This window comes from Pseudarthrobacter sp. NS4, from assembly GCF_024758005.1.
Taxonomy (GTDB): Bacteria; Actinomycetota; Actinomycetes; order Actinomycetales; family Micrococcaceae; genus Arthrobacter.
In genome coordinates this window covers 3017238-3031656 of record NZ_CP103288.1, presented here as the reverse complement: position 1 = coordinate 3031656, position 14419 = coordinate 3017238, and the positions used below count along the sequence as shown (strand labels likewise).

Here is a 14419-nt window from a genome sequence, read left to right as displayed (position 1 = left end):
TGCCATGATCCTGGGCATAGGCGTAGACGTAGTAGACATCGAGCGGTTCGGCCGCCAGCTTGAGCGCACCCCGGGCCTCCGGGACCGGCTGTTCGTTCCCGCTGAACGGGAACTGAACACCCGGTCCCTCGCCGCGCGGTTCGCTGCGAAGGAGGCTGTGGCCAAGGTCCTCGGCGCGCCCGCCGGCATGAACTGGCAGGACTGCTGGATCGGCCTCGACCACAACGGGCCCACCGTCCAGGTCAAGGGCACCGTGCTGGCAGTCGCCGAGGCCAAGGGCGTCAAGCGCTGGCACCTCTCGATCAGCCACGACGGCGGCATCGCCACCGCCACGGTCCTGGCCGAGGGCTGACCCGGCCCGGAGCCCGGCCATGGACCTGACCAGATGATCAGCGCCTTCACCGGAACGCAGGTCCGGGCAGCCGAGGAACCGCTCCTGGCTGCCGGGCTCGGCGGTGCCCTGATGCAGCGGGCCGCCCACGGCCTGGCAAACGCCGTCATTTCCGAGCTGCGCACCCGCGGCCGCCGCATCTACGGCGCCCGCCTCGTGGTGCTTGCCGGCAAAGGCAACAACGGCGGTGACGGGCTGTACGCCGCCGCGTTCCTCGCCGCCCGAGGAATGCGGACGACCGCGGTCCTCACCTCCGGTGCCGGGCATCCCGCGGCGCTGGCTGCCTTTGAGCGCGCCGGCGGCCGTGCGGAGGAACTCACCGAAGCGGCAGCCGGCGGGCTGGCGGCCGAAGCCGCGTGCGCCGACGTCGTTATTGATGCTGTCCTGGGGACCGGCGCCAAGGGCGGACTCCGGGGGAGTGTCGCCGCGCTGGTTGATGCCATCACCCAGGCCCGCGCCTCGGCCGCCGTGCAGGGGCTTGTGGTGGCCTGCGACCTGCCCAGCGGCGTGGATGCCGATACCGGTGAGGCCGCCCAGCCCGTGCTGTCCGCTGACCTGACCGTCACCTTCGGGGCTGCCAAGAGCGGCCTGCTGGCGGATCCCGGCGCCGACCATGCCGGCAGGGTTCACGTGGTGGCCATCGGCATCGAAGAACATCTTCCGCGTCCCTTGCTGCGCCGGCTGGAGGATCAAGATCTCGCAGTGCTCCTGCCGTACCCCGAACGCCGCGCGCACAAATATTCCCGCGGGGTTCTGGGCGTGGTGGCGGGCTCGGTCCAATACCCGGGCGCTGCCGTCCTGGCCTGCCGCGGCGCTTTGGCGGCCGGAGTGGGCATGATCCGGTACCTCGGCCCTCCTGAGGTGGCAGACCTGGTGCGGCAATCGTGCCCGGAAGTGGTGTGCAGCACCGGCTCCGTTGCTGACAACCGGGTGCAGGCCTGGTTGGTGGGCTCGGGGATGGGGCCCGAAGACCACGAACAGCTTGCGCGGGCACGGGACGCCGTCGAATCCGGCCTGCCAACGGTGGCGGATGCCGGTGCCCTGCCGGGCCTCCCCAGCGAACTGGCCCCGCACGTAGTCCTGACGCCGCACGCCGGTGAACTCGCCTCGCTTCTGCAACGGCTGGGTGGCCGGGAGGACCGGGCAGCGGTGGAAGCCTGCACGCTGGACGCCGCCCGCAGTGCAGCTTCCCGGACCGGGGCCACCGTCCTGCTCAAGGGCGCTTCCACACTGGTCGCCGCGCCTTCCGGTGACACCTACAGCCAGGCGGATGGCACGTCGTGGCTCGCCACTGCGGGCAGCGGCGATGTCCTGGCCGGCGTCATCGGTGCGCTGCTCGCACAGGCGAATTCCGACGTCGGACGCTTCCGTTCCCTGGACATTGACGACGACGGCCTCTGGGCTGCCATCGCCGCCCTGGGAGCCGCCCTGCACGGCAAAGCCGGGCGGGCAGCGTCCGATGCTTCCCTCGGCGGGCCGGTAACCGCGGGCGGGGTCGCCAACGCCTTACCTGAAACTTGGGGTAAAGTAAGCACGCTTAGTAACTCTGGAGCCCGGAAACGTAATAGTCACAGCCAACCATTACGGTAGGCATTAGTTCGCAGCGGCAGTAGGGGCGTCCTGATGCCCTCTGCTGCCGATTAACAATGAGGAGCATTATGGAAGTCTGGCCCGGATCGGCTTATCCCCTTGGCGCCACCTACAACGGAACCGGCACCAACTTCGCCCTGTTCAGCGAACGAGCAGAAAAAGTTGAACTGTGCCTCTTCGACGACGACGGCAAGGAAACCCGCATCACGCTGGACGAGGTGGACGGCTACGTGTGGCACTGCTACATCCCGCAGATCCAGCCCGGCCAGAAGTACGGCTACCGCGTCCATGGCTCCTACGATCCTGCCTCCGGCAATCGCTTCAACCCCAACAAGCTCCTGCTGGACCCTTACGCCAAGGCCGTCCACGGCCAGGTGGACTGGGACCCATCACTGTTCACCTACAACCTGGGTGAAGAGGACTCCATCAACAACGAGGACTCCGCCAGCCACATGATGATGGGCGTGGTGATCAACCCGTTCTTCGACTGGGACGGCGACCAGAACCTGCGGATTCCCTACCACCAGTCCGTCATTTATGAAGCACACGTCAAGGGCCTCACCCAGCTGCACCCGGAAATCCCCGAAGAGCAGCGCGGAACCTACGCCGGCGTGGCGCACCCCGCCGTCATCTCGCACCTGCAGAAGCTCGGCGTCACCGCCATCGAACTGATGCCCGTGCACCAGTTTGTCAATGACGGCACCCTGCAGGACAAGGGCCTGAACAACTACTGGGGCTACAACACCATCGGCTTCTTCGCTCCGCAGAACACCTACAGCTCCACCGGGGACACCGGCCAGCAGGTCCAGGACTTCAAGGCCATGGTGCGGTCCCTGCACAAGGCCGGCATCGAGGTCATCCTGGACGTGGTGTACAACCACACCGCGGAAGGCAACCACCTCGGCCCCACGCTGTCCTTCAAGGGAATCGACAACGCCGCCTACTACCGGTTGATGGAGGGCGACGAGAAGCACTACATGGACTACACCGGCACCGGCAACTCCCTCAATGTCCGGCACCCGCACTCGCTGCAGCTGCTGATGGACTCCCTGCGCTACTGGGTCACCGAGATGCACGTGGACGGCTTCCGCTTTGACCTCGCCTCCACCCTGGCCCGTGAGTTCTATGACGTGGACAAGCTGTCAACCTTCTTCGAACTCATCCAGCAGGACCCGGTGGTCTCCCAGGTCAAGCTCATTGCCGAGCCGTGGGACGTTGGTCCCGGCGGCTACCAGGTGGGCAACTTCCCGCCGCAGTGGACCGAGTGGAACGGCAAGTTCCGCGACACCGTTCGTGACTTCTGGCGTGGTGAACCGTCCACACTGGGCGAATTCGCCTCGCGCATCACGGGTTCGGCCGACTTGTACGAGCATTCCGGCCGCCGGCCCGTGGCATCGATCAACTTCGTCACCGCGCATGACGGCTTCACCCTCTCGGACCTCGTGTCCTACAACGAGAAGCACAACGAGGCCAACGGCGAGGGCAACAACGACGGCGAATCCCACAACCGGTCCTGGAACTGCGGCGTGGAGGGTCCCACGGATGACCCCGAGGTCCTTGGTTTGCGGGCCCGCCAGCAGCGGAACTTCATCGCCTCGCTGCTCCTGTCCCAAGGCGTGCCGATGCTCCTGCACGGCGATGAGCTGGGACGCACCCAGCAGGGCAACAACAACGGGTACTGCCAGGACTCGGAACTGACCTGGATCAACTGGGACAGCGTCGACCAGCCGCTGGTCGAGTTCACCGCAGCCGTCAACGCGCTCCGCGCCAAGCACCCGACGTTCCGCCGCAGCCGGTTCTTCGATGGACGCCCCGTACTGAGGGGCGAAGGCGAACGCCTGCCGGACATCGTATGGCTGGACCCGAGCGGCGAAACCATGAAACCGGAAGCCTGGGACAGCGGATTTGGGCGGTCCGTTGGCGTCTTCCTCAACGGAGACGGCATCCAGGGCAAGGACACCCGCGGGCGGAGGATTACCGACGTGAGCTTCCTGCTGTTCTTCAACGCCCACGATGAAACCGTGAAGTTCACCCTGCCGGCGGACGAGTATGCTCCGGCGTGGGATGTCATCATCGACACCGCCGGGCAGAACGCCGACACGGAGCCGGTCTCAGCCGGGCAGCCGCTGCCGGTGGAAGCGAAGTCTTTGGTAGTCCTGCGCGCCCACACCGTGGAGGAAGTGGAGCCGGACCACTCGGTAGCTGCATCCCTGGCGGCGCTGACGCAGACTTCCACCAGCGAGACCGAATCCCTCACCACTCCCATGGTGGCCGAGCCGGGCAAGACCACGAAGATCGGGGCGCGGAAGGCTGCGGGCAAGTGAGAGTACCGGCATCCACCTACCGGCTGCAGATCCGCCGCGGCTTCACGCTCTTTGATGCTGCCGAGCAGGTCCCGTACCTCAAGACGCTCGGTGTTGACTGGGTCTACCTGTCGCCCATCCTGACCGCGGAGCAGGGCTCGGACCACGGCTACGACGTGACCGACCCCTCCGCAGTCGATCCCGAGCGCGGCGGCCCGGAGGGGCTGCTGGCCCTGTCCAAGGCTGCCCGCGAACACGGCATGGGCGTCCTGGTGGACATCGTTCCCAACCACGTCGGCGTTGCCTCACCGCCGCAAAACCCGTGGTGGTGGTCCCTGCTGAAGGACGGGCAGGGCTCGCCCTACGCCGAGGCCTTCGACGTCGACTGGGACCTGGGCGGCGGCAAAATCCGGCTCCCCATGCTGGGCTCCGACGCGGACCTGGACAAGCTGGAAATCAAGGACGGCGAACTCCGCTACTACGACCACCGCCTTCCGCTCGCTCCCGGAAGCTTTGCCGAGGGGGACAGCCCGCAGGAGGTCCACAGCCGCCAGCACTACGAGCTGATGGACTGGCGCCGCGCCGACGCTGAGCTCAACTACCGGCGCTTCTTCGCCGTCACCACGCTGGCGGGCATCCGGGTGGAAAATCCGCAGGTCTTCGAGGAAGCCCATGCCGAGGTTGGCCGCTGGTTCCGTGAGGGACTGGTGGACGGGCTCCGGATTGACCACCCGGACGGGCTGGCTGACCCTGCCGGCTACCTGCGCTGGCTGAAGGACCTCACCGGCGGTGCCTACGTCCTGGTGGAAAAGATCCTCGAACCGGGCGAAGTGTTGCCCGGCGAGTTCGCCTGCGAAGGGACCACCGGCTACGACGCCCTGGCGGACGTGGACCGGGTGTTCATTGACCCCGCCGGGGAGCAGGTACTGGACGCCCTGGACGCCAAGCTCCGCGGAGCTGACAGCCCGGCCGACTATGCAGAAATGATCCGCGGCACCAAGCGCATGATTGCCGATGGCATCCTGCGGTCCGAAGTGCTGCGCCTGGCCCGCCTGGTACCGGAATCCTACGGCCTTTCGGTTGAACAGGCCGCTGACGGCATTGCGGAAATCATTGCCGCCTTCCCGGTCTACCGGACATACCTGCCTACCGGTGCCGAAATCCTGAAGGAAGCGTGCGAGTCCGCCGCGGAACACCGGCCGGACCTCGCGGTGGCAGTGGGCACGCTGCTGCCGCTGCTCCTTGACCCCTCAAACGCGATTGCCGTCAGGTTCCAGCAGACCTCCGGCATGGTCATGGCCAAGGGTGTGGAGGACACCGCGTTCTACCGCTACACCCGGCTGGGCACCCTGACCGAGGTGGGAGCCGAACCCACCGAGTTCTCAGTGTCAGCGGAGGAATTCCACTACCGGATGCGGCGGCGGCAGGAGGAGTTGCCGCTCTCCATGACCACGATGTCCACCCATGACACCAAGCGCAGCGAGGATGCCCGGGCCCGGATTTCCGTGATCGCCGAGCTGGCGCAGGAGTGGACCACTGCCCTGGACACGCTGCGGCAACTGGCGCCGATTCCGGACGGACCGTATGAAAACCTGCTCTGGCAGGCCATCATTGGGGCCTGGCCCGCCAGCCGGGAACGCCTGCAGGGGTACGCGGAAAAGGCGGCCCGTGAAGCCGGAAACTCCACCACCTGGACGCAGCCGGATGAGGACTTCGAGTCCTCAGTCAAGGCTGCCGTGGACGCAGTCTTCGACGACGACCGCGTCACCAAGGTGGTAGAGGAGTTCGTGGCACGGATTGATGCCTACTCCGCCTCCAACTCGCTGTCCGCGAAGCTGGTCCAACTGACCATGCCGGGCGTTCCCGACGTCTACCAGGGCAGCGAATTCTGGGAACGGTCCCTCACCGATCCTGACAACCGGCGTCCCGTCGACTTCGCACTCCGCCGGGAAGAGCTGGCAAGGATCGATGGCGGCACGTTGCCGCGAGCAGGGACGGAGGCCAGCAAGCTGCTGGTCACCACCCGGGCGCTCCGCCTCCGCCGGGACCGGCCGGAATTGTTCCAGGGCTACAGCCCGGTGACAGCTTCCGGCGCGGCGGCCCACCACGTTTTGGCGTTCCACCGAGGCGCCTCGGACGCGTCCCCCGGCGCGCTGACACTTGCTACCCGACTCCCGGCAGGACTGGAAGCGGGCGGCGGATGGCGGGACACCGCCGTCGAACTTTCCACCGCCATGCGTGATGAGCTGACCGGGGCCGGCTACGGACCCGGCACCGTTTCGGTGGCGGACGCCCTGGGTACCTACCCGGTGGCTTTGCTGGTACCGGTGGATGGAGAAAAAGCATGACCCTGGTCAACGTTGGACCTGAACGCTTCGACGTTTGGGCCCCGGACGCCACATCCGTGATCCTGCTGGCGAACGGCAGGCAGTACCCCATGCTGAAAAAGGAGACGGCACCGGGAACCGAAGGGTGGTGGTCCGCGCCCGATGCTCCCGCCGACGGCGAGGTGGACTACGGCTACCTGCTCGACGGCGACACCACCCCGGTGCCCGACCCCCGGTCCCGGCGGCTCCCGTCCGGCGTCCATGAGTTGTCCAGGACGTTTGATCCTGCCAGCCATTCCTGGCAGGACTCCGGCTGGAGCGGCAAGGAGCTGAAGGGTTCAGTCATTTATGAACTCCACATCGGCACCTTCACCCCGGAAGGAACCCTGGACGCTGCGGCGGAAAAGCTGGGCTACCTGGCGGACCTCGGCGTCGACTTCGTTGAACTGCTGCCCGTCAACGGGTTCAACGGCACACACAACTGGGGTTACGACGGCGTCCAGTGGTACGCCGTGCACGAAGGCTACGGCGGACCGGCTGCCTACCAGCGGTTCGTCGATGCTGCCCACGCGGCAGGTGTCGGCGTGATCCAGGACGTTGTCTACAACCACCTTGGACCCAGCGGCAATTACCTGCCCAAGTTTGGTCCATACCTGAAACAGGGTGACGCCAACACGTGGGGCGACTCGGTCAACCTGGACGGGCCGGGCTCCGACGTGGTGCGTGAGTACATCCTGGACAACGCCGCGTTGTGGCTGCGGGACTATCACGTGGACGGGCTCCGCCTGGACGCGGTGCACGCCCTGGTGGACGAGCGCGCCGTGCACATCCTCGAGGACTTTGGCGCACTGGGCGACGCGATTTCCGCCGAAACCGGGCTGCCCAAAACGCTCATCGCCGAGTCGGACCTGAACAATCCGCGCCTGCTGTACCCGCGCGACGTCAACGGCTACGGGCTGGCCGGACAGTGGAGCGACGACTACCACCACGCCGTCCACGTCAATGTCAGCGGCGAAACCACCGGGTACTACGAGGACTTCCAGTCCCTGGCCGTCCTGGCCAAGGTCCTGAAGGACGGGTTCCTGCATGACGGCACCTACTCCAGCTTCCGTGGACGCCGCCATGGGCGGCCCATCAACACATCTCTGGTACACCCCGCGGCACTGGTGGTCTGCAACCAGAACCACGACCAGATCGGCAACCGGGCCACGGGCGACAGGCTCTCGCAGTCACTGTCGCACAACCAGCTCGCCCTGGCCGCGGTGCTCACGCTCACCTCACCGTTCACGCCCATGCTGTTCATGGGTGAGGAATTCGCGGCAAGCACTCCCTGGCAGTTCTTCACATCGCATCCGGAACCTGAGCTCGGCAAAGCCACCGCCGAAGGCAGGATCAGGGAGTTCGAACGCATGGGCTGGGATCCTGCCGTCGTCCCGGATCCGCAGGACCCGGAGACCTTCCACAGGTCCAGGCTGAACTGGGACGAAGCCTCCAGCGGCGACCATGCCCGGTTGCTGGACCTATACCGGTCGCTGACAGCGCTGCGCCGTGAGCACGCTGAAGTGGCCGGACTTGGCTTCGAGGACACCGAGGTGGCGTTCGACGACGACGAACGCTGGCTGAGGTTCCGCCGCGGGACGGTGGAGGTGCTGATGAACTTCTCCGATGCGAAGATCCGGCTCGACGACGTCCGCGGGGCTGTCCTCCTTTCAACGGACGAGGGGAGCGGCCTGGAGGGTGAGGCCCTTGCCCTCGCGCCGTGGAGCGCAGCGATCCTCAAGTCCTGAGGTCTTCCGAGCAGTTGCGCCGCGGGCTGATGATGTCAGCCCGCGGCGTAACTGTCTCCGGCGGGCGTGTAGCGCCGGTCACAGCTGGCAGGATGTAACGCATGACTTATTTTGCAGCGGAGGACCGCTACGAATCCATGCCGTACCGCCGCGTTGGCCGCAGCGGGCTGAAACTTCCGGCTATCTCCCTGGGCCTGTGGCACAACTTCGGCGACGACAAGCGCTTCGACGAACAGCGCGCCATTCTGCGCCGCGCCTTCGACCTGGGCGTCAACCACTTCGACCTCGCCAACAACTACGGGCCGCCGGACGGCTCGGCTGAAACCAACTTCGGCCGGCACCTGCAGGACGACTTCAAGCCCTACCGGGACGAACTCGTCATCTCCACCAAGGCCGGCTACTACATGTGGCCCGGCCCCTACGGTGAGTGGGGCTCCCGCAAGTACCTGATTTCCAGCCTGGACCAGTCCTTGCAGCGGATGGGCCTGGACTACGTGGACATCTTCTACAGCCACCGCCCGGACCCGGAAACCCCGATGGAAGAAACCATGGGTGCCCTGGATTACGCGGTGCGGTCCGGCAAGGCACTCTATGCAGGCATCTCCTCCTACACGCCGGAGCAGACCATTGAAGCGGCCCGGATCCTGAAGGAACTGGGAACGCCGCTGCTGATCCACCAGCCCAGCTACTCGATGCTCAACCGGTGGACGGAGAACGGGTCGCCGAACCTGTACGAGGCCCTGGACCAGGTGGGCGCCGGCTCCATCGCCTTCTCGCCGCTGGCGCAGGGCATGCTCACGGACCGCTACCTCAACGGCATCCCCGCCGATTCGCGTGCCGCCAAGGCCAGGTTCCTGTCCGAGGACTCCATTACGGACGAGAAGCTGGACCGCATCCGCGGGCTGCACGCCATCGCCGAGGGCCGGGGGCAGTCCCTTGCCCAGATGGCCATCGCATGGATCCTGCGCGACCAGCCGAAGGGCTCACCGGTCACGTCCGCCCTGGTAGGTGCCTCAAGCGTCCGCCAGCTGGAGGACACCCTGTCAGCCATCAACAACCTGGGCTTCACGTCCGAGGAACTGGCAGCTATCGACGATTTCGCCGTGGAATCGGACATCAACCTGTGGAAGCTGCCTGTCTGACGCCCGGAAATCGTTACGGAGCGGGATCGGGGGAACAAAGCCCGGTCCCGCTCTGTTGGGTACTATGAAAAGGCGCCGCGCGGCGCCGTACAAGCCGACCGCCGTCGCACCCTTCCCCGACGCACCCCGGCCGGCTGACGTTTTGTCTTTAAAGGAGTTCCGTGTCTTCACATCCGATCCGTGTTGCAATCGTCGGCGTAGGCAACTGCGCCGCATCGCTGGTCCAGGGCGTTCAGTACTACAAGAACGCAGATCCCAAGGCCACGATCCCAGGCCTGATGCACGTTGAGTTCGGCCAGTACCACGTGGGTGACGTCGAATTCGTCGCCGCGTTCGACGTTGACGGCAAGAAGGTCGGCCACGACCTGGCCGACGCCATCCTGGCCAGCGAAAACAACACCATCAAAATCGCCGAGGTCCCGCCCACCGGCATCACTGTCCAGCGCGGCCACACCCTGGACGGCCTGGGCAAGTACTACCTCGAGACCATCGAGCAGTCCACCGAAGAACCCGTTAACGTGGTTCAGGCCCTGAAAGACGCCAACGTTGACGTCATGGTTTGCTACCTCCCCGTCGGTTCGCAGGAAGCAGCCGAGTTCTACGCCCAGTGCGCCATCGACGCCGGCGTGGCTTTCGTCAACGCCCTGCCCGTCTTTATCGCCGGAACCAAGGAATGGGCCGACAAGTTCACCGCCGCCGGCGTTCCGATCGTGGGCGACGACATCAAGAGCCAGATCGGCGCCACCATCACGCACCGCGTGATGGCAAAGCTCTTCGAAGACCGCGGCGTCACGCTGGACCGTACGTACCAGCTGAACGTCGGCGGCAACATGGACTTCAAGAACATGCTGGAGCGCGACCGGCTGGAGTCGAAGAAGATCTCCAAGACCCAGGCCGTGACCTCCAACGTTGAGGCCGAGATGGCGGCCAAGGACGTCCACATCGGGCCCTCCGACTACGTCCAGTGGCTTGATGACCGCAAGTGGGCCTTCGTCCGCCTCGAGGGCCGCAACTTCGGTGACGCCCCGGTTTCGCTCGAATACAAGCTGGAAGTCTGGGACTCGCCCAACTCCGCAGGCGTAATCATCGATGCCATCCGCGCCGCGAAGATCGGCTTGGACCGTGGCATCGGGGGCCCGCTGCTGTCCGCCTCGAGCTACTTCATGAAGTCGCCGCCGGAGCAGTTCAACGACGACCTCGCCCGCGAAAAGGTCGAGGCCTTCATCCGCGGAGACCTGGAGCGCTGACCTCTCCTCTTGCATACGCTCCCTCACCTTCGGGTGGGGGAGCGTTTCCCGTTAATACCCTCTCTCACGTCCTGCGTCTTTTCCTGTGACGCTCTCTCACTATTAGGGTGCTGCCGCGCCTGAAGTGTCGCCGGCGTAGCGTCGGATGGCATGGCTTGCTTGCGCGAGGGCCAGCAGCCTCAGCAGCAGTTGGCTGTGCATATGCATACCGATGGCCGCCGTGAGGATGAGTTCGTCTACGCTTTCCGGAGTGGTGGTGGCGGCGATGTCGAATCGTGCGACGTCGTCCATCGCCTTGCTGTAAGTGTCCAGGACCTCATCGGTCACCTCAATGCCGAGGCTGTGCATCAGCTCCAAATGCGCGTTAAGTGCGTTTCTGGCATCGCTGGGGTAGTCCGGCCAGTTTCGGAGATGCACGACGGCGTCACTCGCCCCGGTTCCGGCCTCGCCGCCGGTGCGTGCCGCGTCCAGCTTCAGCACCACGCGCTGAACCGCCGCCAGGAGCGCCAGTCGCGGGGCGCCGTCGTCCGCCATCCGGAGGAGGCCCCGGATCTCTTGGATGTTCAGTCCGACGATGCGCCGGAGTGCCTGGATCAGCCCGAGACGCTCCACGTGTCTGAGGGAGTACTCTGCACGGGTCGCATGAACGGCTTCGCCGGCCGGCAGCAGGCCTTCACGCAAGTAGAACTTGACGCTGGCCGCCGTGACCCCCGACAGTTCACTCAGGTCCTTGAGCTGCATGGCTGCCGTCCTCCTGCCTGGGCTGAATCAACTGGATAGTGGATCCCTTGCCCGCTATCTTGATATACAGCATTGGATAGCAGCACTATCCTATGAGCATGGAGCACTGGAATGCACTGCTTGTCAGCCACGTGATTGCAGCCCTGTTCGCCCTTGCCATCGGCCCGGTCCAAATCCTTCGCCGGCGTCGCGACCGTATCCACCGCATGATGGGGTACTTGTGGGTGGCAGCGATGTACTACGTCTGCTTCAGCAGTTTCTGGATTGTGACGGCCGGGCACTTCACCTGGCTGCATGGCCTATCTGCGTTCACTATCGTGACAGTGACCTTGGGTCTATATAGTGCGATCCGCCGCAACATCCCATCCCATGTGGGAAACATGGTCGGCAGCTACATTGGCATTGCCGTGGCGTTCATTTTTGCGACCGTTGTGCCGGGACGGGCAATCCCACAGCTCCTGGCGCAGGATCCGGCAACTGCCGCCTTTGTTACCGGCTTGGTGGTGCTCGCCGTCGCCGTAATTTTCGTTTCGCTCAAACGTGGCGGACGATCGGCTGCACGGCAGGGCGCAGGGACTCGGACGCGCTCTCACTTTCTGCGGATTTGAGGACGGCGGATTCAAGTGGTGGTTGCAACACGTTCTATGCTGCTGATTCTTCCAGTATTTCTTGGAGGGCTTGGGCGGGGGTTTTCCAGCCGAGGGTTTTGCGTAGGCGACCGTTGAGGCCCGCGGCGGCGTAGTCGAGGTCCTCGGGGGTGACGGTGCTGAGGTCCATGCCTTTGGGGAAGTACTGGCGCAGGAGTCCGTTGGTGTTCTCGTTCGTGCCGCGCTGCCAGGGTGAGTGAGGGTCGCAGAAGTAAACGTCCGCTCCGGTGGCTACCTTGACGCGTTCGTGAATGCCGACCATCTCCGCGCCCTGGTCCCAGGTGAGGGTCCGGCGCAGCTGAGCCGGGAGCGTAGGCAAGGTTTCCTGGATGGCGGCCAGTACCTGCTCGCCGGTGTGTCCGTTGGGCAAGTGCAGGAGCATCACGAAGCGGCTGCTGCGTTCCACGAGTGTTCCGATCGCCCCGGTGCCGGGGGTACCGATGATCAGATCGCCCTCCCAGTGCCCGGGCACAGCCCGGTCTTCGGCCTCCGCGGGGCGTTCGCTGATCAGCAGTTCCTTCGGGACCCGGGGCTTTCGGTTCCCGGCCCGCCGGTTCGGTTGGCGCACGGCCCGGCCCGTCCGCAGGGCAGCGGCAAGCTCGGCCTTCAGCCCGCCGCGGCCCTGGATATAGATGCACTGATAGATCGTCTCGGGGCTGATGCGCATGCTCTCATCATCGGGGAAATCGATCCGCAGCCGGGCACTGATTTGCTCCGGGGACAACCGTTCCCGGGCCGTCAACATCCCGGCAACGTAGAGTGCCAGGGCCTCATTAACGGCCAGCTTCCGGGTCTTAGGCCTGCGTGCCAGCTTCTGCGCCCGGTTCTGCGCCGAGGACGCCAGGTAGGGGCGCTTGCCTTCATTGCGGATGTTCCGGCCCAGTTCCCTGCTGATCGTGGACGGGCTCCGGCCCAAACGCCGGCCGATCTCACGTATCCCGCATCCGGCGGCCCGCCACACGGCAATCAGCTCGCGTTCATGGAAGGACAAGAACCGTCGGCAGGCAGGCCTAATTGCAGGATTCACCCCACCATGCTGACGGACGATCACCCGGGCCGCTGACGGGGAAAGACCGGCCGCCTCCGCCGCCAACTCATCAGATGCTCCAGAAGACCTCGCCTCCCAGAAAACCCGAGCCACCTCACGCAAGATCTCAGGCCGACCAAAGCCCATAACAACACCCCAATCACTCAGGTGTTGCAATGACCCCTTGAACCCGCCGACCATCCCCTTTCAGTTCCTGCAGGTTTTCACACTAGGGGCGCTCATTTGGTACCGGTAAAACCGGCTGCATGCGAATGATCCGTCCACGCATGGCGCAGGTGGAGCTTTATTTTGTTGATGGCCCGTTCGAATCCGTCCGCCAAATCGTCCTTTGTGAGTACCAGAACCGTCCAGCCCGCCAATTCAAAGGCCTTGTCCCGCCGCCTGTCACTCAAGGACTGCGCGTCAAGAAGGTGATGTTCGCCGTCGTACTGAACCGCCAGGCGCCGGTGACGGTAGCCAAGGTCGGCGGTTGGTGATGTGGTGTCTTGCGGTCGCAGGGCAATCTGAAGGTCGGGTTCCGGCAGGTTTGCATCGGCCATAGCAAGGCGGAGGATAGTTTCGGGCGCTGAGTCGGCCCCAACGCGCAATAGCTCGAGGGCCTCCCGGGCACGGACAACGCCTTGGAGGTTCGGATGCTGCGCCACTAAAGTACAGAGTCCCTCCAAAGTGTCGAACGGTTCTGACCTGACTTCGTACGCAGGTCTTGGAAGGCGGATGATTTGATCGCCCATGCACACCAGATCGACGAGGGACAGGTGACGCGCCAAATCGAGCCACGTCCGTGATCGCGTACTGATGCGAATGCCGTCATACGATTCAATTTCCTCTTCCCGGGCGATAACCGTATGGCCGACCACACCTTTGCGGCGTACAGGGGGCAGCTTCCGGGGTTTGCTGAGATGCAGTTCGGTCGAGTCTGACAGCCAAGGTGGCAGTAGTTGGCCGTGCAGCCGGGCCGCAGTGACATGGGAGATCCAGGCTCCCGGTGATGCCAGGGACAGTGCACGCGCTGCGGCTTCCAACTCAAAGCTCCAATCCGACGGCCGGTAGAGCCCTCGGCTCACATGAATCACGTCAGTTCTTCGCAGCCTGGTACTCGAGACGCCTGAAGCCAGTGCTGCATTAAGTGTGAAGGGTGCTTCGGCCAGTGGCGGAGGTAGAACTTGGCGCATGTACATGCTGGGATTGTGGCCCAA

At 64.9% G+C, this 14419-nt stretch carries 11 protein-coding genes; 8 read left to right on the top strand and 3 right to left on the bottom strand.

Annotation, left to right across the window (positions count from 1 at the left end):
• Positions 1-4: 4 nt before the first annotated feature.
• The 7 genes from NXY83_RS14245 to NXY83_RS14215 all read left to right on the top strand — a co-directional run bounded on the left by NXY83_RS14245 (position 5) and on the right by NXY83_RS14215 (position 10787).
• A complete protein-coding gene (locus NXY83_RS14245; RefSeq protein WP_258802862.1) occupies positions 5-352 on the top strand; it encodes a holo-ACP synthase in 348 nt (115 codons plus the stop codon).
• Positions 353-385: 33 nt separating this feature from the next.
• Entirely contained in the window at positions 386-1981 is a 1596-nt protein-coding gene (locus tag NXY83_RS14240; RefSeq protein WP_258802861.1) for an NAD(P)H-hydrate dehydratase, read from the top strand.
• A 68-nt stretch (positions 1982-2049) separates the two neighbouring features.
• Positions 2050-4305, top strand: coding sequence for a glycogen debranching protein GlgX (gene glgX, locus NXY83_RS14235; protein WP_258802860.1), 2256 nt, complete (start codon positions 2050-2052; stop codon positions 4303-4305).
• Positions 4302-6632, top strand: coding sequence for a malto-oligosyltrehalose synthase (treY, locus tag NXY83_RS14230; RefSeq protein ID WP_258802859.1), 2331 nt, complete (start codon positions 4302-4304; stop codon positions 6630-6632). The genes glgX and treY overlap by 4 nt, the downstream gene beginning before the upstream one ends.
• Positions 6629-8398, top strand: a complete 1770-nt coding sequence (gene treZ / locus NXY83_RS14225) for a malto-oligosyltrehalose trehalohydrolase (RefSeq protein ID WP_258802858.1) — start codon at positions 6629-6631, stop codon at positions 8396-8398. The genes treY and treZ overlap by 4 nt, the downstream gene beginning before the upstream one ends.
• A 101-nt stretch (positions 8399-8499) precedes the next feature.
• The gene (gene mgrA / locus NXY83_RS14220; RefSeq protein WP_258802857.1) at positions 8500-9540 is read left to right on the top strand and encodes an L-glyceraldehyde 3-phosphate reductase; all 1041 of its coding nucleotides are present in this window, start codon (positions 8500-8502) and stop codon (positions 9538-9540) included.
• 161 nt (positions 9541-9701) lie between these two features.
• Positions 9702-10787 (top strand): inositol-3-phosphate synthase, encoded by a 1086-nt coding sequence (locus tag NXY83_RS14215; RefSeq protein ID WP_258802856.1) that lies wholly within the window; start codon positions 9702-9704, stop codon positions 10785-10787.
• A 102-nt stretch (positions 10788-10889) separates the two neighbouring features.
• On the opposite strand, the gene NXY83_RS14210 is transcribed toward NXY83_RS14215, so the two are convergent.
• Positions 10890-11528 (bottom strand): MerR family transcriptional regulator, encoded by a 639-nt coding sequence (locus tag NXY83_RS14210; RefSeq protein ID WP_258802855.1) that lies wholly within the window; start codon positions 11526-11528, stop codon positions 10890-10892.
• Between the two features lie 92 nt (positions 11529-11620).
• Between NXY83_RS14210 and NXY83_RS14205 the strand changes: the two genes are divergently transcribed.
• Complete coding sequence (locus NXY83_RS14205) at positions 11621-12136, top strand: DUF2306 domain-containing protein (protein ID WP_258802854.1); 516 nt, start codon at positions 11621-11623, stop codon at positions 12134-12136.
• Between the two features lie 34 nt (positions 12137-12170).
• Here NXY83_RS14205 and NXY83_RS14200 read toward each other — a convergent pair whose 3' ends face one another.
• Both NXY83_RS14200 and NXY83_RS14195 read right to left on the bottom strand, forming a co-directional pair.
• Positions 12171-13349 carry an IS30 family transposase gene (locus tag NXY83_RS14200; RefSeq protein ID WP_258802853.1) on the bottom strand — a complete coding sequence of 393 codons (1179 nt, stop codon included), beginning with the start codon at positions 13347-13349 and terminating at the stop codon, positions 12171-12173.
• 92 nt (positions 13350-13441) lie between these two features.
• Positions 13442-14401, bottom strand: a complete 960-nt coding sequence (locus tag NXY83_RS14195) for an endonuclease domain-containing protein (protein WP_258802851.1) — start codon at positions 14399-14401, stop codon at positions 13442-13444.
• Between the last annotated feature and the right edge of the window lie 18 nt (positions 14402-14419).